Origin of the sequence: Actinosynnema pretiosum, from assembly GCF_002354875.1 — a bacterium.
In the GTDB taxonomy this organism is placed as follows: domain Bacteria; phylum Actinomycetota; class Actinomycetes; order Mycobacteriales; family Pseudonocardiaceae; genus Actinosynnema; species Actinosynnema auranticum.
In genome coordinates this window covers 2,956,958-2,979,522 of the sequence record NZ_CP023445.1, presented here as the reverse complement: position 1 = coordinate 2,979,522, position 22,565 = coordinate 2,956,958, and the positions used below count along the sequence as shown (strand labels likewise).

28 protein-coding genes and 1 pseudogene are annotated in these 22,565 nt (G+C 75.6%); 13 read left to right on the top strand and 16 right to left on the bottom strand.

The features are described from left to right. Window positions 1-265: 265 nt before the first annotated feature. Complete coding sequence (locus tag CNX65_RS13260) at window positions 266-916, bottom strand: TetR/AcrR family transcriptional regulator (RefSeq protein WP_015801440.1); 651 nt, start codon at window positions 914-916, stop codon at window positions 266-268. Window positions 917-1,026: 110 nt separating this feature from the next. On the opposite strand from CNX65_RS13260, the gene CNX65_RS13255 reads away from it, so the two are divergent. Then, window positions 1,027-2,229, top strand: coding sequence for a cytochrome P450 (locus tag CNX65_RS13255; RefSeq protein ID WP_096493061.1), 1,203 nt, complete (start codon window positions 1,027-1,029; stop codon window positions 2,227-2,229). A gap of 139 nt (window positions 2,230-2,368) precedes the next feature. On the opposite strand, the gene CNX65_RS13250 is transcribed toward CNX65_RS13255, so the two are convergent. Next, entirely contained in the window at window positions 2,369-3,298 is a 930-nt protein-coding gene (locus CNX65_RS13250) for a hypothetical protein (protein WP_096493060.1), read from the bottom strand. Window positions 3,299-3,415: 117 nt separating this feature from the next. Between CNX65_RS13250 and CNX65_RS13245 the strand changes: the two genes are divergently transcribed. From CNX65_RS13245 to CNX65_RS13235, 3 genes are read left to right on the top strand one after another with little or no spacing between them, the layout of a single operon-like run. Further along, complete coding sequence (locus tag CNX65_RS13245; protein WP_096493059.1) at window positions 3,416-3,958, top strand: MarR family winged helix-turn-helix transcriptional regulator; 543 nt, start codon at window positions 3,416-3,418, stop codon at window positions 3,956-3,958. Next, window positions 3,955-4,794: an NAD(P)H-binding protein gene (locus CNX65_RS13240; protein WP_096493058.1), complete on the top strand. Its 840-nt coding sequence runs from the start codon at window positions 3,955-3,957 to the stop codon at window positions 4,792-4,794. Before CNX65_RS13245 ends, CNX65_RS13240 begins: the two co-directional genes overlap by 4 nt. Then, window positions 4,794-5,663 carry a dioxygenase family protein gene (locus tag CNX65_RS13235; protein ID WP_096493057.1) on the top strand — a complete coding sequence of 290 codons (870 nt, stop codon included), beginning with the start codon at window positions 4,794-4,796 and terminating at the stop codon, window positions 5,661-5,663. The genes CNX65_RS13240 and CNX65_RS13235 overlap by 1 nt, the downstream gene beginning before the upstream one ends. Window positions 5,664-5,733: 70 nt before the next feature. On the opposite strand, the gene CNX65_RS13230 is transcribed toward CNX65_RS13235, so the two are convergent. Next, complete coding sequence (locus CNX65_RS13230) at window positions 5,734-6,348, bottom strand: TetR/AcrR family transcriptional regulator (RefSeq protein ID WP_096493056.1); 615 nt, start codon at window positions 6,346-6,348, stop codon at window positions 5,734-5,736. A 78-nt stretch (window positions 6,349-6,426) separates the two neighbouring features. Between CNX65_RS13230 and CNX65_RS13225 the strand changes: the two genes are divergently transcribed. From CNX65_RS13225 to CNX65_RS35300, 4 genes are all read left to right on the top strand, one after another. Continuing rightward, on the top strand, window positions 6,427-7,191 hold the full coding sequence (locus CNX65_RS13225; RefSeq protein WP_096493055.1) for an SDR family NAD(P)-dependent oxidoreductase: 765 nt from the start codon (window positions 6,427-6,429) through the stop codon (window positions 7,189-7,191). Between the two features lie 173 nt (window positions 7,192-7,364). Then, window positions 7,365-7,643, top strand: a complete 279-nt coding sequence (locus CNX65_RS36910) for a hypothetical protein (protein WP_232519814.1) — start codon at window positions 7,365-7,367, stop codon at window positions 7,641-7,643. Next, window positions 7,619-8,251 (top strand): ANTAR domain-containing protein, encoded by a 633-nt coding sequence (locus CNX65_RS13220; RefSeq protein ID WP_232519813.1) that lies wholly within the window; start codon window positions 7,619-7,621, stop codon window positions 8,249-8,251. The genes CNX65_RS36910 and CNX65_RS13220 overlap by 25 nt, the downstream gene beginning before the upstream one ends. A gap of 193 nt (window positions 8,252-8,444) precedes the next feature. Further along, complete coding sequence (locus tag CNX65_RS35300; RefSeq protein ID WP_157767626.1) at window positions 8,445-8,795, top strand: STAS domain-containing protein; 351 nt, start codon at window positions 8,445-8,447, stop codon at window positions 8,793-8,795. 5 nt (window positions 8,796-8,800) lie between these two features. Here CNX65_RS35300 and CNX65_RS37805 read toward each other — a convergent pair whose 3' ends face one another. Further along, window positions 8,801-8,929 carry a hypothetical protein gene (locus CNX65_RS37805; RefSeq protein ID WP_256373512.1) on the bottom strand — a complete coding sequence of 43 codons (129 nt, stop codon included), beginning with the start codon at window positions 8,927-8,929 and terminating at the stop codon, window positions 8,801-8,803. A gap of 54 nt (window positions 8,930-8,983) precedes the next feature. Between CNX65_RS37805 and CNX65_RS13210 the strand changes: the two genes are divergently transcribed. From CNX65_RS13210 to CNX65_RS36900, 3 genes and pseudogenes are all read left to right on the top strand, one after another. Continuing rightward, window positions 8,984-10,000: an NAD-dependent epimerase/dehydratase family protein gene (locus CNX65_RS13210; RefSeq protein WP_096493053.1), complete on the top strand. Its 1,017-nt coding sequence runs from the start codon at window positions 8,984-8,986 to the stop codon at window positions 9,998-10,000. A 217-nt stretch (window positions 10,001-10,217) separates the two neighbouring features. Continuing rightward, window positions 10,218-11,162, top strand: a pseudogene (locus tag CNX65_RS38320) (glycosyltransferase 87 family protein); the annotation flags it as partial. A 395-nt stretch (window positions 11,163-11,557) separates the two neighbouring features. Beyond that, window positions 11,558-11,830, top strand: a complete 273-nt coding sequence (locus CNX65_RS36900) for a hypothetical protein (protein WP_232519811.1) — start codon at window positions 11,558-11,560, stop codon at window positions 11,828-11,830. 169 nt (window positions 11,831-11,999) lie between these two features. On the opposite strand, the gene CNX65_RS13200 is transcribed toward CNX65_RS36900, so the two are convergent. The 5 genes from CNX65_RS13200 to CNX65_RS13180 form a co-directional block, all read right to left on the bottom strand. After that, complete coding sequence (locus CNX65_RS13200) at window positions 12,000-12,755, bottom strand: SDR family NAD(P)-dependent oxidoreductase (RefSeq protein ID WP_232519810.1); 756 nt, start codon at window positions 12,753-12,755, stop codon at window positions 12,000-12,002. A gap of 98 nt (window positions 12,756-12,853) precedes the next feature. Next, window positions 12,854-13,255 (bottom strand): GntR family transcriptional regulator, encoded by a 402-nt coding sequence (locus CNX65_RS13195; RefSeq protein WP_096493051.1) that lies wholly within the window; start codon window positions 13,253-13,255, stop codon window positions 12,854-12,856. Next, window positions 13,252-14,001, bottom strand: a complete 750-nt coding sequence (locus tag CNX65_RS13190; protein ID WP_096493050.1) for a hypothetical protein — start codon at window positions 13,999-14,001, stop codon at window positions 13,252-13,254. The genes CNX65_RS13195 and CNX65_RS13190 overlap by 4 nt, the downstream gene beginning before the upstream one ends. A 133-nt stretch (window positions 14,002-14,134) precedes the next feature. Then, window positions 14,135-14,791, bottom strand: coding sequence for a TetR/AcrR family transcriptional regulator (locus CNX65_RS13185; RefSeq protein ID WP_198320466.1), 657 nt, complete (start codon window positions 14,789-14,791; stop codon window positions 14,135-14,137). Between the two features lie 190 nt (window positions 14,792-14,981). Continuing rightward, window positions 14,982-16,535 carry a DHA2 family efflux MFS transporter permease subunit gene (locus tag CNX65_RS13180; protein WP_096493049.1) on the bottom strand — a complete coding sequence of 518 codons (1,554 nt, stop codon included), beginning with the start codon at window positions 16,533-16,535 and terminating at the stop codon, window positions 14,982-14,984. A 238-nt stretch (window positions 16,536-16,773) separates the two neighbouring features. On the opposite strand from CNX65_RS13180, the gene CNX65_RS37800 reads away from it, so the two are divergent. Continuing rightward, complete coding sequence (locus CNX65_RS37800; protein ID WP_256373513.1) at window positions 16,774-16,896, top strand: hypothetical protein; 123 nt, start codon at window positions 16,774-16,776, stop codon at window positions 16,894-16,896. Further along, entirely contained in the window at window positions 16,893-17,525 is a 633-nt protein-coding gene (locus CNX65_RS13175) for a DsbA family oxidoreductase (RefSeq protein ID WP_373565504.1), read from the top strand. The genes CNX65_RS37800 and CNX65_RS13175 overlap by 4 nt, the downstream gene beginning before the upstream one ends. 64 nt (window positions 17,526-17,589) lie before the next feature. On the opposite strand, the gene CNX65_RS13170 is transcribed toward CNX65_RS13175, so the two are convergent. From CNX65_RS13170 to CNX65_RS13140, 7 genes are all read right to left on the bottom strand, one after another. Next, window positions 17,590-18,105 carry an O-acetyl-ADP-ribose deacetylase gene (locus tag CNX65_RS13170; RefSeq protein ID WP_096493047.1) on the bottom strand — a complete coding sequence of 172 codons (516 nt, stop codon included), beginning with the start codon at window positions 18,103-18,105 and terminating at the stop codon, window positions 17,590-17,592. 83 nt (window positions 18,106-18,188) lie between these two features. Next, window positions 18,189-18,674 carry a DUF2017 family protein gene (locus CNX65_RS13165; RefSeq protein WP_096493046.1) on the bottom strand — a complete coding sequence of 162 codons (486 nt, stop codon included), beginning with the start codon at window positions 18,672-18,674 and terminating at the stop codon, window positions 18,189-18,191. Next, window positions 18,671-18,913, bottom strand: a complete 243-nt coding sequence (locus CNX65_RS13160) for an ATP-dependent Clp protease adaptor ClpS (RefSeq protein ID WP_096493045.1) — start codon at window positions 18,911-18,913, stop codon at window positions 18,671-18,673. The genes CNX65_RS13165 and CNX65_RS13160 overlap by 4 nt, the downstream gene beginning before the upstream one ends. 3 nt (window positions 18,914-18,916) lie before the next feature. After that, complete coding sequence (locus CNX65_RS13155) at window positions 18,917-19,243, bottom strand: hypothetical protein (protein ID WP_096493044.1); 327 nt, start codon at window positions 19,241-19,243, stop codon at window positions 18,917-18,919. Between the two features lie 255 nt (window positions 19,244-19,498). Then, complete coding sequence (locus CNX65_RS37795) at window positions 19,499-20,134, bottom strand: TetR/AcrR family transcriptional regulator (protein WP_157767625.1); 636 nt, start codon at window positions 20,132-20,134, stop codon at window positions 19,499-19,501. A 160-nt stretch (window positions 20,135-20,294) separates the two neighbouring features. Continuing rightward, window positions 20,295-20,909: a DUF5134 domain-containing protein gene (locus CNX65_RS13145; RefSeq protein ID WP_096493043.1), complete on the bottom strand. Its 615-nt coding sequence runs from the start codon at window positions 20,907-20,909 to the stop codon at window positions 20,295-20,297. Beyond that, window positions 20,906-22,375 (bottom strand): PepSY-associated TM helix domain-containing protein, encoded by a 1,470-nt coding sequence (locus CNX65_RS13140; protein ID WP_096493042.1) that lies wholly within the window; start codon window positions 22,373-22,375, stop codon window positions 20,906-20,908. The genes CNX65_RS13145 and CNX65_RS13140 overlap by 4 nt, the downstream gene beginning before the upstream one ends. Window positions 22,376-22,565 lie beyond the last annotated feature (190 nt).

The window sequence follows — 22,565 nt, the reverse complement described above, 5'->3', positions numbered from 1 at the left end:
CTCCGCGACTCGGATTGAGCCGGGCAGCGCTGTACGAGCCCCGCCCGGCGATGGCCGGTACGGCGGCAGCAAGAAGTGGTCAGTCCCCGTGCCCCGCCGTCAGCGGAGCCGGATCCTCACCCAGAACACGGGCCCCAAGCGCACCATGCCCCCGATCCTAATCCGCCCGGCGAACCAGCCCCAACGGTTTTACCGTCACCCGATCGACCGATCCCGCCGCAAGAGATGCCCCCGTGCCGCACCCACGCCCCGCGCTGGTGACCGCTCACCGCGGCAGGACGTCCGCCGTCGTCAGCGACTCCCCCGGCAGCCCGCCGCCCCGCGCCCGCAACCCGTCCAGCGCCACGGCCAGCGTCCGCTCGCAGGCGAACGGCGCCGGTTCCACGTCCTCGCACAGCGGTCGCCGCAGCAGCAGCGAGAACAGCCGGATCACGTCCCCCGCCCCCACGTCCGCCCGCAGCGCCCCCTCCGCCTGCGCGGCCAGCACGAGCGCGTCGATCGCCGCGAGCACCCGGTCGCGCAGCTCCAGCGCGTCCGGGTCGGCCCGCAGCGCGGCCCAGGTGCGCGGGGACAGCACCGCGAGCCGCACGCTCAGGTCCAGCTCCGCCGAGGTCCGCAGCAGCCGCACCAGGGCGTCCCACGCGGTCGGCTCCTCGGCGCCCGCCGCGTCGGCCTCGGCGAGCGCGCGGGCGAAGTTGTCCAGCACCACGGCCCGCACCAGCGCGGTGCGGTCGGGGAAGCGCCGGTAGAGCGTCCCGACGCCGACCCGCGCGCGCCGCGCCACCTCCTCCATCGGCACGGTCTCCGGGTCGTGCGCGGCGAAGATCGCCTTGGCGGCGCCGATGATCTGGTCGCGGTTGCGCCTGGCGTCGGCGCGCAGCGGGGGCCGGTCGTCGACGGGCGGATCGGCGCTCATGGGGGAATCCTGCCACCCGGTCGCACCCTCGACGCCGGGCAGCGCCGGAACTAGCGTCGACGACAAGCGGAAGAAAACCCTCCGAATACCCGGACACCGGGAGGCCCACCGTGACCCGTTCGCCGGAAGAACCGCTGGCGGTCCCCCAGCCGAGGCCCGGCCCGTACGAGCCGCCCGCCGGGTACCGGAGCCGGGGCAGGCTGCCGAGGGCGCGCACCCCGGCGGGCGCGGACGCGTGGCTGGTCACCGGTTGGCACGACCTGCGCGCGGTGCTCGCCGACCCCAGGTTCAGCTCGGACCGCACGCACCCGGCGTTCCCCACCCTGGTCCCCGGCCAGCGCGGCCTGACCACCCGCAACGGCCGCACCACCCTGATCGCCCAGGACCCGCCCGCGCACACCGCGTCCCGGCGGGCGGTGCTGGGCGAGTTCACCGTGCGCCGGGTGCGCGCGATGCGCCCGCGCATCACCGAGATCGTGGAGGGCTGCCTGGACGACCTCCTGGCGGGCCCGCGCCCGGCCGACCTGGTGGCCGCGCTGGCGCTGCCCGTGCCGTCGCTGGTGGTGTGCGAGCTGCTCGGCGTGCCGTACGCGGACCACGACTTCTTCCAGGCCCGCACGGCGGAGCTGGTGCGGCGGGGCACGTCGGACGTGGACCGCGCGCGGGCGGGCGCGCAGGTTCAGGAGTACCTGAGCGGGTTGGTGGCGGCGAAGCGGCGGGCGCCGGGGGACGACCTGCTGGGCCGGTTGATCGTGAGGCAGCGCGAGGCGGGCGGCGAGGACCACGACGACCTGGTGCTGCTGGGCACGTTGCTGCTGCTGGCCGGGCACGAGACGACGGCGAGCACGATCGCGCTGGGCGCGCTGGCGCTGCTGGAGCGCCCGGAGGTGGCGCGCGAGCTGCGCGAGGACCCGGCGCTGCTGCCGGGGGCGGTGGAGGAGCTGCTGCGGCTGCTGAGCGTGGTGGAGACGGCGACGTCGAGGCTGGCGAAGGCGGACGTGGTGGTGGGCGGGCGACTGGTGCGCGCGGGCGAGGGCGTGATCGGCCCGGTGCAGACCGCGAACCACGACCCGGAGGTCTTCCCGGACCCGCACGTGCTGGACGTGCGGAGGCCGCAGGGCAAGCACCTGGCGTTCGGCTTCGGCCCGCACCAGTGCCTGGGGCAGCACCTGGCGCGCGAGGAGCTGCGGATCGTGTTCGGCGCGCTGCTGAGGCGGGTCCCGACCCTGCGCCTGGCGGTCCCGAGGGAGGAGCTGGACTTCAAGGACGACGCGAACGTCTACGGCCTGAACGCCCTGCCCGTGACGTGGTGAACGACGCACGGCTCCCCGTGGACCGCCCCCACCGGGTCGGGTCGCTGCGGGGAGCACGTCGCGGTCTTCCCGTGGGAATCCGCCCTTCGCCGCGAAGTAGATCAAGTTTCCTCCACGGCGCCCTCGGGACGCAAGCCGGCTAGGCGGGGTTGGTCTTTTCGGGTGGCGCGAGCAGAGCGCTGACGCGCTTCCGGTGCTGACCGTCCAGATCGCGCTGCAACGAGTCCCACTCGCGCTCGGGCCACCGCTTCAGCAGGAGCGCGGTGAACCAGACAGCCCTGTCCTGATCGGACGAGTAGGCCAAACGCAGGGCTTTCACCAGCAGCGCCTTGTCCTTCGTGCCCTCCGCGGCCTGTTCGCACAACTCGATCCGGACCGGATCGTCACCGACCTCACCCGCCGCCTGGAACTTGAGCGTCGCGTCGACACCGACGTCCGCGGCGAGCTTGTGGAACAGAGCGCGCCCGAGCTTCTTGTCGAGGCCCCACGCGGCTTTGGCGTGCGAGAACTTGTCACCCTGCGGGGCGTCCCGGTCCAAGAAGAGCGCACGGCGGTAGGTCTTCCGCTGCCACTCGGAGAACTCGTTGCCCGCTTTCCCGAAAGCGGTGTTCCGGATCCGGTAGTCCCACGCAAGCCACTCCTGGAGCTTGGCGTAGTACTCGACGGGCTTGACCTTCCCGTAGGCCTCGCAGATCGCCGCGACGGTGGCGAAAACGTCTCCGGGGCCACCCGGCGCGCACGCGAAGAACTGGGCGTCGCACACCTGGCGCGCCCGCTTGTCCCCCCGGTTCTCCCGCACGGCCTTCAGCGCGTCGTCCTGGGGCAACCGGTAGTCGTGCGCGAGGTCGATGAGGGTGACCGAGGGCTCCCGGAGGTGCTTGCACAGGAAGAGCGCGATGGTGAAGCGGAGTTCGGGCGTGAGCCCGAGGTCGTCGCGCAAGCTCCGCAGCTCGCGCTTGAACCACTCCGGTTCGCTCCTGCGGAGCTTCTCCATCAGCTTCTGCTGCTCGCTCCGGTCCCGGCACTTCCGCAGCTTCTCGAACGCCTGCTCCTGCTGTTCCGTGGGCACCCGGCCGAAGCCAACCGACCTCCCCCACCCCTCCTCCGCACTTCAGCGGAAGCCCTGTGACCAGCAGGACACCCCTCCCGACTCGCATGACTTGAAGCTTCAAGTTAACCTGTCCCCATGCCCCCCGCAGCCCCCCGCTGGCTCGACGCCGAAGAGCGGCAGACCTGGCTCGCGCTCGCCAGCGTCCTCATCCGGCTCCCCTCCGCGCTCGACGCGCAGCTCCAGCGCGACGCGGGCATCAGCCACTTCGAGTACCAGGCGCTCGCCTTCCTGTCCGAGCAGCCCACCCGCTCGCTGCGCATGAGCGAGCTCGCCGTCGTCACCGAGGGCTCCCTCTCCCGCCTCTCCCACGTCGTCAAGCGCCTGGAGCGCCAGGGCTGGGTCACCCGCACGCCCGACCCCGACGACGGCCGCTACACGCTCGCCGTGCTCACCGGCGCCGGCTGGGACAAGGTGGTCGACACCGCGCCCGGACACGTCGAGGAGGTGCGGCGACTGGTGTTCGACCCGCTCTCCGGCGAGCAGCAGCGGCACCTGCGGGAGATCGGGCTGCGGGTGGCCTCGGCCATCGAGCCCGGCGGGCCCGACCAGTCCTGCCCCGGCTCCCGAACCCCACCACACAACCCGGAAACCCAGACACAGCAAGGAAAAAACCCATGATCGTCGTCACCGGAGCCACCGGTCAGCTCGGCCGCCTCGTCATCGCCGCCCTGCGGGAGCGCGGCGCCGCCGTCACCGCCGCCGTCCGCGACCTGGACAAGGCCGCCGACCTCGGCGTCCCCGCCCGCCTCGCCGACTACGACCGGCCGGAGACGCTCGTCGCCGCGTTCGAGGGGGCCACCAGGGTGCTGCTGATCTCCGGCACCGACCCGAACCGCGCCGAGCAGCACCGCGCCGTCGTGGACGCCGCCGCAGCCGCCGGGGTCGAGCTGCTCGCCTACACCTCCGTGCTGGGCGCGCCGACGAGCACGCTGGGCGTCGCGCCCGACCACGTGGCGACCGAGGCGCACATCCGCGCGTCCGGCGTGCCGTTCGCCTTCCTGCGCAACGGCTGGTACCACGAGAACTACGACCAGACCGCCCGCCGGGGCGCGGAGACCGGCGTGATCACGGGCGCGGCGGGCAACGGCCTGGTCGCGTCCGCCTCGCGCGCCGACTACGCCGAGGCCGCGGCCGTCGTGCTGACCGGCGACGGGTTCGCGAACACCGCGCACGAGCTGTCCGGCGACACCGCCTGGGCGATGCCGGAGCTGGCCGACGCGATCGCCGCCGCCGCCGGGACCGAGGTGGTCTACCGGGACCTGCCGCTGGCCGAGCACCGCGCCTCACTGGTCGGCGCCGGGCTGCCGGAACCGGTGGCGGACTTCGTGTCCGGCATCGACGCGTCCATCGCGCGCGGCGAGCTGGCCGCCACGCCCGGCGAGCTGAGCGCGCTGATCGGCCGCCCCACCACCCCGCTGCGCGCGTGGGTCGCCACCGCCCTGAAGCGGGCCTGATGCCCTTCCAGACCCCCGCGGGCGCGTACGACGCGTTCCTGCCCGGCGCGCTGGAGAGCGCCCGCTCGCACCGCGGGTGGACGCCCGCGGACGGGCCGCTGCCCGCGCTGTACCTGAGCCACGGCGCGCCGCCGCTGTTCGACGACGGGCCGTGGATCGGGCAGCTGTTCGACTGGGCGCGGTCGCTGCCCAAGCCGAAGGCGGTGCTGATCGTGTCCGCGCACTGGGAGGACGCGCCGCTCGCGCTGTCCGCGCCCGCCGCCGGGACGCCGCTGGTGTACGACTTCGGCGGCTTCCACCCGCGCTACTACCGGATGCGCTACGACACCCCGGACGCGACCGCGCTGGCCCGCAGGGTCGCCGCGCTCATGCCGGACGCCGAGCCGGTGCACCAGCACCCCGCGCGCGGTCTGGACCACGGCGCGTGGGTGCCGCTGATGGCGATGCTGCCGCTGGCGGACGTGCCGGTGCTCCAGCTGTCCATGCCCAGCCACGACCCGGCGCGGCTGGTGGAGCTGGGCGCCAGGCTGGCCCCGCTGCGGCAGGAGGGCGTGCTGCTGATCGGCTCCGGGTTCATGACGCACGGACTGCGGTTCGCGACGCGGGAGATGTTCCTGCACAACGCCGTTCCCACCTGGTCGGCCGACTTCGACGCGTGGGCGGCGGAGGCGCTGGGGCGCGGCGACGTGGACGAGCTGGCGGCGTTCCGCACGCGCGCGCCGGGGATGCCGTACGCGCACCCGACGCCGGACCACTTCCTGCCGATCTTCATCACGCTGGGCGCGGCGACCGATCCGGCGCAGCGCGCGGTCACCGCGATCGACGGGTACACGATGGGCTTCGCCAAGCGCTCGTTCCAGCTGGGCTGAGCCACCGCGCCCGTGCCGCGATCCGCTGCGGCACGGGCGCTCCCGCCGTCGGGTCCACTGTGGACGGCACCTACCCGCGCAACCCCGACACCGCGATCCGCAGCGCCTCCCGGACGGCGTCGACCAACCCCTCCGTGCCGCGCAGCGCCACGTGGTGCTCCACGGCGGCCCGCAGCGCGCCGTTGACCACGGCCGCGCCCACCCGCGCGTGCAGCCCGCCGGGCGGCAGCGCGGACGAGCGGGTCAGCGCGGCGGCGAACACGTCCTCCGCGTCGTGGTGCACCCGCAGCCACACCGAGCGCAGCGCGGGCTCGTCCACCACCAGTCGCAGCAGGGCCTGCGTGGCGGGCGCGTCGGCCATCACCTCGCCCGCCGCCGCGCCCGCGCGGTCGAGCACGGTCGCGAGGTCCTCGCCGAAGCGCCACTCCAGCAGGGCGGCGGCCACCACGTCCACCCCGGTGGTCAGCAGGGGCCGGACGCAGTCCTCCTTGCCCTCGCAGTAGCGCCAGAACGTGCGCGTCGAGATGCCCGCCGCCTCCGCGATGTCCTCGACCGACGTCGCGGCGACCCCCCGCGCCTCGAACAACCGGACCGCCTCGCGGGCGATGTCCAGTCTGGTCTGCGCCTTGCGCCGCTCGCTGAGCGGCGGACGGCCACCCCTGGCCGGCCCCACCTGTGGTTCCACGGGCGCACAGCCTACTATTTGGCACGACGTGACACAGTGGCACGATGCGCCACGAACGGGAGTGACAGGAGTGGGCACATGAGCGGCAGTGGGCTGGCGGGCGTCGGCGTGATCGTGACCGGCGCGGGATCGGGCATCGGGCGGGCGGCGGCGCTGCTCTTCGCGGCCGAGGGCGCGAAGGTGCTGGTGGCGGACCTGGCGGCGGAGGCCGCGGAGGCCACCGGGACCGCGATCCGCGAGGCGGGCGGCGTGGCCGAGGTCGTGGTGGGCGACCTGGGCGAGCAGGCCGTGGTGGACCGGGTCGTGGCGACGGCGGTGGAGTCGTTCGGCGGCGTCGGCGTGCTGGTGAACAACGCCGGGATCATGGACCGGATGAACGCGCTCGGGGACGTGGGCGACGCCGAGTGGGAGCGCGTGATCCGGGTCAACCTGACCGCCCCGTTCCTGCTCAGCCGGGCCGTCCTGCCGCACATGCTCGCGGCGGGCGGGGGCTCGATCGTGAACACCGCGTCGGAGGCGTCGCTGCGCGGGAGCGCGGCGGGCGCGGCCTACACCGCGTCCAAGCACGGCGTCGTCGGCCTGACCAAGTCGCTGGCGGTCATGTACCGCGACCAGGGCATCCGGGCGAACGCGATCGCGCCCGGCGGCACGAGGACCGGCATCGCGGTGCAGGTTGACCCGGAGGCGTCGGGCCCTAAGGTGCTGGGGCGGTACATGGGCAACCTGGGCCGGGTGTCGGAGGCCGAGGAGCAGGCGGCGGCGATCGTGTTCCTGGCGTCGGACGCGGCGAGCAGCCTCAACGGCGTGGTCCTGCCGGTGGACAACGGCTGGTCCGCGGTCTGAGCCGTCGGGTCGGGCGGGACCGCCGAGCCGGTCCTGCCCGGCCGGGCAGTTCCTGACCGGGCAGGACCCGATCGGGCAGTTCCCGACCGGGCAGGTCCGGGACCCGGTTTCGCTTTCACAGCAGCCACCCGTTCGGCCGCGCTGCTATCCCCCGCTCCCGCCCCTGCGGTGAGGTGGCCACTGACCCGCACCGGGACGCAGGGGGGCACCACATCGACCCGCGCACAGCGCCCACCCGAAGCACGCCGACCGCGGACGACCCGACCAGCGAGGTCCGGCCCGGTGACGCCCGGCTCAACGGCGCCCAGCCCGGCGGCGCGCACCTCGACGGCGCCCAGGTAGACCGCACCCAGCTCGACGACGGCTTCGAAGCCCTCACCCGCCGCCTCCTGGGCGCCCCACCGTCCTGGGCACCCTCGAACAGGTCGTGGACGCCGCCGTCCGCCTGGTGAGCGGCGCCGACCTGGCCAGCGTCACCCTGCGCGACCGCGACGGCCGCCTCTCCACCCCCGTGCGCACCCACCCCGTCGCCGTGTCCCTGGACGAGGTCCAGTACCGCGCCCGGTCCGGCCCCTGCCTGGACGCCGCCGTCCCCGACGGCCCCGGTTTCGCCGCCAGCGACGACCTGGGCGCCGAGGAGCGCTGGCCCGCGTTCTCCAGGGCCGCGCACCACGAGGGCTACGACGCGATCATCTCCACCGAGCTGCTCCCCACCCCCGGCGAGGGCCTGACCGGCGCGCTCAACATCTACTCCCACGACGCCCGCGGCCTGAGCGCCGCGGACCGGCACACCGCCCTGCTGCTCGCCACGCACGCCTCGCTCGCCCTCGCGCACGCCCGCGTCACCGAGCTGGCCGACCTCCAGCGGGCCGACCTGGCGCGCGCCGTCGACAGCCGCGACGTCATCGGCCAGGCCAAGGGCATCCTGATGACCCGGCGCGGGATCGGCGCCGACGAGGCCTTCGCGCTGCTGCGCCGCACCTCCCAGGAGCTGAACGTCAAGCTCATCGACCTCGCCCGCACCCTCACCACCAGGCACGACGAGATCGATCGGGGCTGATCGCGCCCAGGTGGTTGCGCTCAGGGCTGAGGTGAGTACCGTCGGAGAGGTAGCGGTTCAACTAGCAGCCGCGGTCCACCCACCCGCACGACGAGCACGCGGGGCAGGGCAGACCGGCGCGCTCGAACCGCTGGCCGTCCTCGTCCCGAAGAGGAGGCCCATCGTGCTCACCACCCGACGTAGCACCGCTCCCGTGACGATCACCGCCAGCTCCAGCTCCGAGGTCACCGTGGTGACCGCGACCGGCGAGCTGGACGGCGCGGTCACCGACCGGCTGCGCCACCGCCTCGCCGAGGCCGTGGCCGACACCCCGCCCGCCCTGATCATCGACTTCGGCGGGGTGAGCTTCTGCTCGGCCGCCGTGCTCGGCGTGCTGGTGGAGATCACCGCCGCCGCCGAGACCGCCGACGTGCGGTGGGCGGTGGTCAGCGACCAGCGGGCCGTCCGCAGGCCCACGACGCTCAGCGGCCTGGACCCCGTCCTGCTGCCGATGACCAGCGTCCCGGAGGCGTGCGCGTCGCTGCGCACCCCCGTCAGCGCCTGACCTGATCAGCGCGCGACCAGCACCACCCACGGCACCCCCCACAGCAGCGCCCCGATCGCACCGCCGACGAGCGAGATCCGCCCGGTGGACGCGACCGGGGCGTCCGGCGCTCCGGGCCCGGAGATCCCTCCCACCACGAATACCGGGCCCGCGCGGATAGGCCACCCGAGCGGGGGTAACCGGCCGCCATGAGGATCGTGGTCACAGGCGCTTCCGGGAACGTCGGCACCGCCCTGCTCCGCCGCCTGGCCGCCGAGCCCGACATCGCCGTGCACGGGGTGGCGCGGCGCAGGCCCGCGTTCGGCCCGGCCGAGGGGGTGGCCTGGTCCCAGGTCGACCTCGCCGAGGAGGGCGCGGAGGCCGAGCTGGCCGAGATCGCCTCCGGCGCGGACGCCGTGGTGCACCTGGCCTGGAAGATCCAGCCCGGCCACGACGAGCAGGCCCTGTTCCGCACGAACGTCGCGGGCAGCGGCCGGGTGTTCGCCGCCGCGCGCGAGGCGGGCGTGCCGCACCTGGTGCACATGTCGTCGGTGGGCGCCTACTCCCCCGCCGTGCAGTCGTTGCGGGTGGACGAGGAGTGGCCGACCAACGGGGTGCGCACCTCCTCGTACAGCAGGCACAAGGCGGCCGTGGAGCGGCAGCTGGACGCGCTCGACGGGATCGCGGTCGCCCGCGTGCGGCCGTCGCTGATCCTGCAGCCGGACGCGGCGGCCGAGATCCACCGGTACTTCCTGGGGCTGCTGGTGCCGCCCGCGCTGTTCCGCCTGCGCCTGCCCGTGCTGCCGCTGCCCCGGCGGTTGTCCGTGCAGTTCACGCACGCCGACGACGTCGCCGAGGCGCTGCTGCTGGTGCTGCGGGAGCGGTTCACCGGGGCGCTGAACGTGGCCGCGGAGCCGGTCGTGGGGCCGGCGGAGCTGGCGGCGGCGGTCGGGGCCAGGCACGTGCCGATCTCCGCGAACGTCCTGCGCGCGCTGGCCAAGGGCACCTGGAAAGCCCGGTTGCAGCCGACCGCGCCGGGGTGGGTGGACCTGGCGCTGGCGTCGCCGCTGCTGGACACCGCGCGGGCCCGCGCGCTCGGCTGGGCGCCGCGGCACGACGCGCGCGACGTGCTGCGGGAGTTCGTGCGCGCGCTGGGCGAGCACCGGGGCGAGTCGACCAGTCCGCCGCTCAACACCAAGCTGAGGCGCGGCGCCCGGGACCTGTGACCTGGGCGGGCCCCGCCCTGCCCGGAACCCGCAGGCCCCTCCGCTGGCCCCACCTGCTGTGGGCCGTGGTCGCGCTCGGGCTTCGCGCTGATCGACCTGCGGGTCTACCGGGTGGGCGGCGAGGCGTGGCCGGCCGGGGCGCCGCTGTACGCGCCGGACCTCCCCGCGCCGCTGCGGGGCCCCGACCTGCCGTTTCACCTGCCCGCCGCTCGCAGCGGTGCTGTTCGCGCTGGTCGCGGTGGCCTGGACGGCTCTGGGCGTGCTGGTCGCGGCGGGCGCGCTGCCGCTGGAGCCGCTCCGGGCCACCCTGGACTACGGGCAGGTCAACCTGTTCCTGATGGCGCTGGTGGCTCCCGACTGCCCGGCGGAGCGGCCGGTGTGGCGGCGGGGCGCGCCGACCGGGCTCGTCGCCGCCGCGGAGCTGACCCCGCTGGTGTTCCTGGCGCGCGGGGACCGCAGGTCGGCGGCGGGGGCGGCGGGGGTGTTCGCGGGCGGCGGCGCGCTGGGGTTGCTGCTGGCGCCGTCGGACAGCGCGCGCTGCTGGTTCGGCGCGCCGCTCGACCCCGGCCGCATCGGCGGGATCGCCTGCGCAGGCAACTCCTCGATCCGCCGCGCGCTGCACCGGCTGCGGCTGCCCGGCGGGGTGGAACCGGCGCTGTGGCTGGCGTTCGGCGGGTGCGCGCGGGCAGGCAGGGGTGTGCGAAGCAGAGCAACCGCCTCACCGGGAGAGGTGCGAGCGGGCCTCCTGGACGAGGACGCGGTCGAGCGGCTCCACTCCGGGACGGCCGGGCGGCTGCACCGGTGCCTGGCGCGGCGGGTCGGGGTCGAGATCGCCGACGACTTGGTCGCGGAGGCGTTCCTGGTGCTGTGGCACGACCGGGCGGGGAGCCCGCGCGAGCCGGACGCGACCGCGGCGTGGCTGTACGGGGTGGCGGCGAACCTGGTGCGCAGGCACGTGCGGACCGAGGAGCGGCGGTTGCGCGCGTGGACGCGCGAGCACGCCAGGACCGGGCCGGACGAGGACCCGCTGGGGCGGGTGGACGACGTCGCCGACGCCGAGGCGCTGACCGGGCCGCTGCGGCGGATGCTGGCCGACCTGCCGCGCGAGCAGCGGGACGTGCTGACCCTGGTGGCGTGGGGTGAGCTGACGCCTGCGCAGGTCTCGGCGGCGCTCGGGATCGGTGGGAGCACCGTGCGCACCAGGCTGCACCGGGCGCGCGAAGCTGCGGGCGGGGATCGGCGCGCACCTGGACCGGGAGAGGACGGGCGATGTCCGACCGCGAGGACCTCGGGTCCGCCGACGGCGGGGGCGGCGGCCGGAGGAGCTGGACCGGGCGCTGGGGCTGGTCGGGGCGGGCGAGCCGGGGATGTCGGACGCGGCGCGCGAGCGGGGGTTGGGCGCGCTGCGGGCGGTGACGCGGGGGGACGCGGGCGGGCGGCGGCTCGGGTGGCGGTTCGGGGCGGGCGCGGGTCGGGTCGGGGCGAGCCGGACCGGCGCGGCCCCGTTCGGCACGGGCCGGGGCCGGGGCGGGCCGGGGCCGGGGCGGGCGGGCCGAGGTGCTGCTCGGCGCGGCGGCCACGGCGGTCGGGGTGCTGGGCGCGAGCCTGCTCGTGCCCTCGGCGCGGCAGTTCGGCACCGACCTGGAGGCCGCCACCGCGTTGCAGCGGGTCGCCGGGCTGGTGGTGGAGCCACCTAGGTCCGGTCACCGGCACGTGCGCAGCACCTACAAGGACCTGAACGTGCAGGACGGGCCGCTGGTGGCGGTCGACCAGTTCCACCACCGTGGAGTCGGTGCCCCCGAACGAGGTCCCCTGATCGAGGTCCGCTGATCGAGCGCGACTGGCCCGTCCGAGTGTCTCCGGTCCGGTGTCCCCCGGCGGGGCGTCACACCGGGAAGCGCACCCCGGTGAGCCGCTCGGACAGCTCCCACAGCCCGCGCTGGGCGTCCTCGTCGCGCGCCCGCGCCGCGACCGGGATCGGGCGCGGGCTGCCGACCAGCTACAACGGCCCGCCCGGCCCGTAGTGCTCGCCGCCCCTGGCGACCGGGTCGGTGGCCGCGCGCAGCACCGGCAGGGCGCCCTGCGCGGCCCCGTGCGCCAGGATCCTGCCGACCACGGCGACCGGGCGGCGCATGGGCGTGGTGGAGTCGCGGAAGAACGCGGTGGCCACCCCGCCGGGGTGCGCGGCCAGCGCGCTCACCGAGGTGCCGCGCAGCCTGCGGTCCAGCTCCAGGGTGAACAGCAGGGTGGCGAGCTTCGAGCCGCCGCAGGTCCCGGTGGCGCGCGGGTCGGCGGGGTCGAACCGCCCGATCCGGTGGGCGATGCCGGCCAGCGACACCACCCGCGCCCCCGGCACGCGGAGCATCCACTCCAGCACCAGTCCGGTGAACGCGTAGTGCCCCAGGTGGTTGACCCCGAACCGCGTGGTGAACCCCGCCTCGGTGATGCCACCCGCCGTGACCACGCCCGCGCTGTTGACCAGCAGGTCGACCCGCTCGTGCCGCCCGATCAGCTCGTCGGCGGCGTCGCGCACGGACGTGAGCGAGGCGAGGTCGAGCTTGAGCACCTCGACGCGCCCGTCGATGCGGGCGACCGCGTCGCGCGCCCGCCCGAGGTGCTCGCAGGCGAGCACGACCAGCGCGCCCTTGCGCGCGAGCGCCCGCGCCACCCCGAACCCGATGCCGTTGCTGCCCCCGGTCACCACGGCGACCCGTCCGCGCCGGTCGGGAACGTCCTGCTCCGCCCGCTCGGCCATGAGCTGAATCAACCACCGCGGCGGGTCACCGGGACAGGGCCCAAAGGCGGTCCCCCGGAGGGGCGTTCAGCTCACCCGCGGTGACCGAACGCGTCCCGTCACCCCGGAACCGGCCCCCCGGACGAGAGCAGCGCGCGTTCGACGGCGGAGAGCGCCGCGCCGGTCGGCAGCCCCAACTCGCGCACCACCCCGGCGAACCGCTCGGCCGCCTCGTCCAGCAGGGCGGCCCGCTCAGCCGAGGCGGCGTCGTCACCGCGCTCGACGACCACCGTCCCTTTGGCCCGCGCCGTGCGCACCCACCCGCCGAGCTCGAGCTCGCGGTACGCGCGGGCGATGGTGCCGGGCGCGAGCCCGAGGTCACGCGCGAGCCGCCGGATGGGCGGCAACCGCGCGCCCCCGACCAGCGCCCCCGCGCTGACGAGCCGGATCACCTGGTCGTGCACCTGCCGCCAGGGCGCGACCCCGTTCCCGGTGTCGACGACCACGCGCAGCGACGTCACCGAACCCGCTCCCCCACCCGCACCGGCCGCACGACCAGGTACCACCCGATCAGGGCGGGGTAGAGCAGCAGGTCGGTCCACTCCGCCTGGCCGATCATGTTCCCCGGCCCCGCGCACGCCACCCCGGCGACGGCGATGGCCAGCCCGAGCGCGACGCGGGCGCTGCGCAACCGGAGCGCCGCGTCCACCGCCCAGTCCCCCTCAGGCGGCTTGCGCACCGCGAGCAGCACGACGCCCCACCCGGCGAGGGCGGCGACGAACGCGGAGCCGAGGGCGACGCCGGGCGGTGAGAACGAGGGCCCGACCGGCAGCGCCCGCACCACCAGGAGCCACCCGAGCAGCAGGCCGTGCAGCACGACCGCCCACACCGGCACGAGGTCGGACACCCCGCGCCGCTCCAGGGAGGCCTCCCGCCGGGGCCCGCGCACCGGCCGCTGCGCGACCACCTCCCCGAGCAGCCCGCCGAGCAGCACCGGCAGCAACCACGCCTGCCCGGCGTCACCGGCCTCGGGCAGCCCGAGCACCTCGGAGAGCAGGGGGATCCCGAACATCAGCACGGGGTACCAGAGCCTGCGCCGCCGCAGGTAGCGCAGCGCCACCTCGGTCTGCCGCTCGTCCGGCTCGGCGACCCCCCACCGCCGCAGCACCGCGACGCCCTTCTTGGGCTCGGGCCACAGCAGCACCAGGAGGGCGAGCGCCAGCACCGCGTGGAAGGCGACGAGCGCGAGCACGTTGTCGAGCGGCACGGCACCCCCTCCTCCTTGTGCCAAGCAGACGGTACAAGGAGGAGGACGGCGAGGTGATCCACCGATCGGAGGCTGAGATGAGGAAGCCGAAGAACCCGACGTCACCTGGGCGAGGCGGAGCGGCCCCCGTCCCTCACCCCGTGACCGGCGCCAGCAACAACCCCGTGATCGCGTCCACCAGCCCGGTGGCCGCGTCGTCCCAGCTGCCGCGCGGCGTCACCACGCCCTCCGCCAGGGCCCGCTCCCGCTCGGCGACCACGTGCACCATCAGGTGCCGCAGCATCTGCGCCCGGTCCAGCCGCGCCTGCGCGGGCACCTCGGCAGGCAGGCTGCGCTGCAACCCCTCCAGCACCAGCCGCATCCCCGGCGTCGCCAGCGCCTCCTCGGACATGATCGCCCGGAACGCCGGGTCGGTCATCACCTGCGCGCCGAACCTGGCGTACCAGGTCGGCCCGCCGAGCGAGTCAAGGTGCGTCGTCACCGGCCTGACCAGGCAGTCCACCCACTCCCGCAGGCCTGCGCCGTCCCCGACCGCCTCCACCATGGCCAGCCGCAGCCGCTCCATGGGCTCGGTGTGCTTGGCGATGATCGCCCGCACCAGGTCGGCCTTGGTCCCGAAGTGGTAGCCGACCGCCGCGTTGTTGCCCTGTCCGGCGGACGCGCTGATCTGGCGGTTGGACACCGCGTACAGGCCGTGCTCGGCGAACAGGCGCTCCGCCGTGGCCAGGATCTGCTGGCGCGTCGAGTCGACCTGCGCCGCCCGCGCACCCCTTCCGACCACGGTCTTCACAGCTGCCTACGGTACATCCCCACCCCCGCCGCAGCCCCTCCGGCACGCCACCCGGCCGTCCCGAGTGGACGGCCGCGCGGCGTTCGGCGCAGCACCGGGGACTCCGATCGGACCACACCCCCGCCGGGCTCGCCCGCGCGAACCGGGGCCCGCCCCCGGACCGTCCACTCGGGACGGTCCGGGAACCGCCTCAGGCCCCGGAGCCCACGTGCTCGACCTCGGCCGCGCGCGACCGGCGGCGCCCCTGCACCAGGTCCACCAGCCCCACGACGAGCGCCAGCAGGATCAGCCCGATGGTCACCAGCAGACTCGTGGTGATCGCGTGGTCCCACCCGCCGCCGCCCAGCGCGGCGAAGAACACCGCGCCCGCCGCGGAGATGCCGATCGCCGACCCGATCCGCTGCCCGGTCTGGAGCACGCCCGCGGCGGTGCCGCTCTGCCTCGGCGGCACGTCGTGCAGCGCCAGGGTCTGGTTCGGGGCGATGACCAGGCCGTTGCCGATGCCCGCGACGAGCATCGGCAGGGCGATCGCGAGCCCGATGCGCTCGGGCGCGCCGCGCAGCACCAGGTCGACCACGACCAGCCCGGCGGCCTCCAGCACGAGGCCGACCACGACGACGACCCGGCCGTGCCGCCCGACGAGCCTGCCGCCGATCGCGGCGGCCGTCGCGCCGCCGACCGAGTAGGTGGTCAGCGCGAGCCCGGCCTGCAGCGGTGTGTACCCATGGCCCTGCTGGAGGAACAGGGTGAGCACGAAGAAGATCGAGGTGAACCCGGCGAAGTAGACCAGCCCGAGCGCCACGCCCATCGAGTAGCCGCGGGTGCGCAGGAGCGCGAAGTCCACCAGCGGGTGCCCGTGGCGGCGCTTGGCCGCGCGCTCCCACGGCACGAACACCGCCACCAGCGCCGCCGCGACCCCGATCAGCCACCACGGGGCGGTGGCCGGGTCGTGCTCGGACAGCACGAGCGGCAGCATCAGCGACACGACCGCGCCGCCGAGCAGCACCGCGCCGACCGCGTCCAGCGGCTTGCGGGCGCCACCGCGCGCGGCGGGCCGGTCGCGGGGCAGCAGGCGCAGGCCGAGCAGCAGGGCGAGCGCGCCGAGGGGCAGGTTGACGTAGAACACCCAGCGCCACCCGCCCGCGCCGCCGCCCCACTGGAGCAGCAGGCCGCCGAGCAGCGGGCCGACCGCCGTGGACAGCCCGACCACCGCGCCGAACAGGCCGAACGCCTTGCCCCGCTCTTTGCCGGGGAACAGCTGCTGGATGAACCCGGCGACCTGCGGGTTGAGCAGGCCCGCCGCGACGCCCTGGAGCAGCCGGGCGAGCACCAGCCAGGTCCCGTCCGGGGCGAGGCCCGCGAGGGCGCTGGTGAGGGTGAACAGGGCGAGCGCGATCAGGAACATCCGGCGGCGGCCCAGGTCGTCGCCGAGGCGACCGGCGGAGACCAGGACGAGGCCGAAGGCGAGCGCGTACCCGGTGACCACCCAGGACAGCTCGGCGGTGGTGGCGCCGATGTCGCGCTGGATGGAGGGCAAGGCGACGTTGACGATGGTGACGTCGAGCAGGGTCATGAACCCGGCGAGCAGGCACACCGCGAGCGCGCGCCAGCGCTGGGGGTCGGGCTCCTGCGGGCCGGGCCGCTGCGGGTCGGGCCGCTGCGGGCCGGGCTGCTCGGGGCGGTTCCCGCCGGGTGGCGGCTGGTCCGGTCGCCGCTGGTCGGCGCGGCGTGGGGGCGTGCTCATGCGGGGGCGCTCCGGGGACTGGCGGGGATCGGGGAGGGGGCGGTGGCCGCTGCGGGCTCGACCGGCCGCCCGCTCGACCCTAGCCGCCGCGAGGACCCCGCCCACCGCCCGCGCCGCTCGTGAGGTGACGCACACTTCCCGTCCCCGGCCGGGAAAACGCCGCGTTGCGCACCAAAAGGGACGCACCGGATCGCGCGCCGCCGGAATACCCGCGCGCCCCCTCGCGGTTGCCCCTGGGGTGGAACAGACTCAGCTGCAGGCGGAGCCCGCCGAGAGCGTGACCGAGGAGCAGCCGACCGGCTTGGTCGTGCTGGGCGGGGCCGACGCGCAGGCGTGCGGTGTGGACGGGGTGTGCCGGTGAGCGCCGTGCGGGTCGAGGTGTGGTCGGACATCGTCTGCCCGTGGTGCTACATCGGCAAGCGGCGCTTCGAGAGCGCGCTCGCCGGGTTCGACGGCGAGGTCGAGGTCGAGTGGCGCAGCTTCCAGCTCGACCCGAACGCGCCGGTCGGCGAGTTCCTGCCGACGCCGGAGCACCTCTCGGCCAAGATGGGCGCCTCGCGCGAGCAGGTCGAGGGCATGATGGGCCAGGTCACGGCGGTCGCCGCCGAGGTCGGCCTGGAGTACGACCTGGTGAACTCGGTCTCGCTGAACACGTTCGACGCGCACCGGGTGCTGCACCTGGCGAAGTCGCACGGCCTGGGCACCGTCGCGCACGAGCGGCTGATGCGGGCCAACCTGGTCGAGGCCAGGACCCTGGACACCCCGACGCTGGTCGAGCTGGCCGCCGGGATCGGGGTGCCCGCGCAGGAGACCGAGCGGGTGCTGGCCGGTGACGAGTACGCGCACGAGGTGCGGGAGGACTTCGCGCAGGCGCGCAGGTACGGCGTGTCGGGCGTGCCGTTCTTCGTGCTGAACAGCGCCTACGGCGTGTCCGGCGCGCAGCCGGCCGAGGTGTTCGCGCAGGCGCTCCGGCAGGCCGCGCAGGGCTGATCCACAACCGCTCCCACCACACCGCCGCGCGGGTTCCCGACCAGGGGACCCGCGCGGTGGCGCCTCACGCGTCGAGCGCGGCGCTGAAGACCGCGTGGGCGGCCTCGTCGAACAGCACGAACCGCACCAGCTCCACGCCCGGCGCGTCGGCCTCGGCGACGGCGGCGACCGCGATCCGGGCCGCCGAGTCGAGCGGCCAGCGGAAGATGCCGGTGGAGATGGCCGGGAACGCCACGGTCCGCGCGCCCAGCTCTGCGGCGACGCGCAGCGAGTTGCGGTGGCAGTCGGCGAGCTGCTCGGAGCGGTCCTCGTCGGCGGAGAACACCGGTCCGACGGTGTGCACGACCCAGCGCGCGGGCATCCGCCCCGCCGTGGTGGCGACCGCCTGCCCGGTGGGCAGCCCGCCCCCGAGGTGACCGGCGCGCAGGTCGCGGCACGCGGCGAGGATCTCCGGGCCGCCCGCGCGGTGGACGGCCCCGTCGACGCCGCCACCGCCGAGCAGGGAGGAGTTGGCCGCGTTCACGACGACGTCGGTGTCCTGCTGGGTGAGGTCGCCGACCACGCACTCGATCCTGGGCATCCCCCGATCCTGCCACGCGCGCGGGCGGGCGCCCGGTCCGCCGAACGCGTGGCCCCGGTCCCCCGACCGGTTCCCGCGCGGGCTCACCGGCGCAGGTCGACCAGGTCCGGTCGCAGCGCGAGCACCAGGTACTCGTGGGCGTGCGCGAACCACGCCTCCACCATCACCCGCTCCGGTCCCGGCCGCCGGGGCAGCCTGCGGGCCAGCGGGAGGGCGATCAGCCAGTCGTCCGCCTCGGCGCGGGTGAGCACGAACGGGGTGGGCGTGGCGCAGCGCTCCAGCACCCTGCGGACCGGTGCGGCGTCGCGCAGCTCGGCCGCGTGGCGGGCGCGGAAGTCCTCCGACTCGGCGCGGGACGGGCAGGCGTCGGGGAACAGCGCGGCGAGCACGTCGCGCGGCGGCCTGCGGCGCAGCAGCGAGCGGCGCGGCTCCGGGTAGACGTCGTCCTCCAGGAAGCGCGCGAGCAGCCCGAGGTGGTGGGCCAGGGTGCGCGCGACGTTGTCGGACATGCGCACCAGCACCCCGTCGCCCACCGGTGAGGCGTCGAAGTGGTCGGGCTCGTGGTTCACCCGGCGGACCGGAGGGCGGCGTGCAGCCCGTGCCGCTGCAACCGCACCACGAGCTCCTCGGCGCCGTCCCGGTCGGCGAACTCGGCGACCGGGACGCTGCCCTGGGCGTGCAGGCGCCACGCGGCGCCCTCGGCGTCGAGGCCGCAGTGGGCGTCGAGCGCGTAGCCGGCGGTGGTGAGGGTGTTGACGTCGTCGTCCAGCACGACGACCCGCCACCCGCCCGCGCGCCCGGAGCCCACGGGTCAGCGCTGCCGCACGACGGTGGCGAAGTCGGTGGTGCCCGCGCCGATGCGGTGCTCGCCGACGTGGATGACGACCCGGTCGCCCGCGAGCTCCGCGGCGATCCGGACCAGCACGACCCGGCCCCGGCCCGCGAGGTCGTCGGCCAGCTCGCCGGTGGCGCGCACGAGCGCGCCGGGGTCGATCCCGGCCGCGGCGAGCCAGCGGTCGAGCGCGGCGCGGGCGCACGGCAGCAGGTTCGGCTCGGAGGGGACGGTGAGGTTGAGCGGAATGGGCGCCGCACCGCCACGCGGCGCGGGCACGGCGATGTCGACGGGTTGTGCGCTCATCTGCCCTCCCCGATCTCGACGACAGCCCTCCTGGAATACCAGGGGGTACCCAGGATGGCAGGCGCGGTCACCTGTTCGCGCGTCCGAACAGCCGCACTACCCCGGCAGAGTGTCCACCCGGACGGGTCATGGCGTGCCACCGGGGTGGTGGTATCGATCAAGCAGGGGGCGGGCGCCCGCGGGGTGGCGCTGGGGAACCGGGTGCGGAACGGGGCTTCGGGCGGCCGTTCCCCGGTGCGGCGGGGGCCTGGCCGGTCAGTCGCGGGGCAGGGCGCGCACGCCCTCCAGCAGCAGGCTCACCCCTGCGGGGTGGCGGGGGTCGTGGGCGAGGCCGCCGCTGAGCACGTCGGCGGAGGCGACCACGCGCGGGAAGCGGTCCGCGGGCAGGGCGAGCGCGCGGGCCAGGCGTCGCCCGGCCGTGGCGGGACCGGCGCCGCAGCCCGCGGCCACGGCGACCGCCGACCCGAGCAGCACCAGCGCGAGCTCGGCGGCCCCGCGCCCGGTGAACCCGGCCCGCTCCAGCAGCGCGAGCGTCCGCTCGGCCAGTCCCGCGCCCGCGTGACCGGACAGCACCCTGGTCTGGACCAGCGGCGCGAGCGCGGGGGTCAGGTGCAGCGCCCCGACGAGGTCCCCCAGCAGGGCGCGCAGGTCCTCGGCCCAGTCGGGGCCGTCCTGGCGCAGCGGGACGGCGGCTGCCGCGTGCTCGGCGAGGGCGTCGAGCAGGGCGTCCTTGTTGGTGAAGTGCCAGTAGAGGGCCATCGGGGTGACGCCCAGCTCGACGGCGAGGCGGCGGATGGTGACCGCGCCGAGGCCCTCGGCCGCGCTGATCGCGGTGGCCCGGCGCACGACGGCGGCGCGGGTGAGCCGGGGTGCCGTGCTTCGCGTCGCCACGGGTCGACCGTACTCACGGAAAGGGCCCCTGGACGGGACTTCGGGGTCGGGACTGCGTGAAAAGCCTTGCGCCGCAGTGCCGTGCGCGGCGGCGGGGTGGAGTTCTTCACCGATGACGGGGGAAACCCCGGCCGGGAGGCGCCTCCCGGCCGGAGGCGGGTCAGGTCATCGCGACGGCCATGACCGCCATGCCCAGGCTCATCGCGCTCTCCACGGCGGGCGCGACCGCGCGCCGCCGGGCGCCGGGCGCGCGGCCCACGTCGAGCGCTCGGGCCAGCCAGGCGGTCCCGGCGACCGCGAACAGCGCGGCGAGGGCCAGGCCCACGGCGGTCACGTGCCCCGGCGCCCCGGCGCCCGCGTCGACGGCGGTGGTCGTGGCGCCGCCGTGGTGGTCGTGCGCGCCGCCACCGCCGCCGGAGGACGGCTCGCGCATGGCCAGCGGCATCACCACGACCATCCACGCCATGCCCGCCATCATCACCGCGTGGTGCGCCAGCTCGACCCGGCCGTGCCCGGCGCAGGCCCGGCCGCCGATCGCGGCCAGCGCGGCGAACCAGGCGGCGGCGACGGCGAACAGGGCGGTCTGCGGCACGGGGGCGAACGCCATCGTGGCGGGCCAGGCCATGAGGACCATGCCCGCGCACATCAGGGCGTGCAGCACGGAGCCGACCCGGTCCACGAGCCCGCCGTCGCGCCGCAGGCGCACCAGGTGGAAGCCGCAGGCGAGCGCGTAGGCGGCGGTGAGCGCGACGCGCAGCACGATCTCGTCGATCACGCGGGGACCCCCTGCTCCTCGGTGGTGGCCGTGCCCTCGTCCGGGACCCCATCGTCGGCCGGCGCGTCCGGTCCGGCTTCCGCCTGCGTGCCCTCCTGCGTGCCCTCCTGACGGGCGCGCCGCGCGCCGAGCGCGACGTCGAGCGCGAGGAAGCCCAGGAGCGGGACGCCGAGCAGCGGCAGGTAGTAGCCGACGACCGCTGCGGCGACGACCAGCGGGGCGAGCACCCGCCCCGGCGTCCTGCGCCACCCGCCGCGCGCGGGCGCCCGGCCGAACCGGGCGCCGCCCCTGGTGGGCCTGCGCTGCCACCACATGCGGTAGCCCCAGCACACCAGGGCGACGAGGGCGAGTGCGAGCGCGGTGAGGACGAGCTGGTTGGGCAGGCCGAACAGCAGGCCCATGTGGGCGTCGATGCCCCAGCGGGTGAGCTTGGCGGCGAGGGGGTGGTCGGCGAAGCGGAGCACGTCCAGGACCTCGCCGGTGACCGGGTGGATCGCTGCGGAGTCCTGCTTCTCGGGCCAGCTGCGCTGCACCTGCTGCACGACGTACGCCTTGCCCTCGGCGGGCGGGCGGACCTCGACGGGGTCGGTGAGGCCGACGGCGAGCGCGGCGTCGCGGGCGGCCTGGAGGCCGATGCGCGGGCCCTCCTCGGTCGCGGTGATCGCGGAGGTGACCGCCGGGGTGGTCCAGTCCAGCGCGGTGCGGACCTCGCCGATGGTGGCGCCCGTGTAGGCGGACCAGGTGAGCCCGGTGGCGGACAGGAACAGCAGGCCCGCGGCGGCCCACAGGCCGAGCGCGCCGTGCCAGGACAGGGTTCGGCGGCGACCGGCGGGCGCTGGGTGCGGGAGGACCAGCTCGCGCTTGCGCTTGCGGCGCCTGCCGATCCACAGCGCCAGGCCGGCGAGCACGACGACCCACAGCCAGCTGGCGGCCAGTTCGCTGTAGAGCCTGCCGAACTCGCCGAGGTGCAGGTTGCGGTGCAGGTTGTCGATCCAGCCGCGGAGCGGGAGGGCCTGGCCGGAGCCGTAGGTCTCGTGCTGCCCGCGCACCTCGCCGGTGTGCGGGTCGACGAACACGGTCTGGTGGTAGCTCTCCCGCTGGCCGGGGAGCGTGAAGATCACCTGGGTGCTGTCGGTGGGGGTCGGGCCGGGGCGGACGCCGGTGAGCCTGCCGTCCGGGACGAGCGCGGCGGCGATGCCCGCCTGCTCGTCGAGCGACAGGCGGGTGTCGCCCGCCGGGACGTGCAGCTCGTGGTCGTAGACGGCGCGTTCCAGCTGCGGCGTGAAGACGTAGGCGATCCCGGTGACGGCGGCGACGAGGAGGAACGGTCCTATGAGGACACCGGCGTAGAAGTGCAGGCGCAGCAGGAGGGCGCGGAGCGCGGGCCAGGCGGGCTCGTCGGGACCTCGGCGCGTGCTGGTTGCGTCGGGTGAGGCGCGGGGCGTTCCCCGTTCGGCGATGGACATCGTGCTCCCTTCGGTCGCCGCTCAACCGCAGTGGTCGGACGAGTGGGGCTTCCGGTTCCGGGGAGTGGGGTTGTTCGTCGCGCGCGAGTCGGGCCCAGGGGCCTCTTTCGACTGGGTTTCGCAATGTTTCGGACGGCTCGCACGTGGCGTTTTCCGAAGTCCGGGGTCGCGTTGAGCCTTGTCAGGGCAA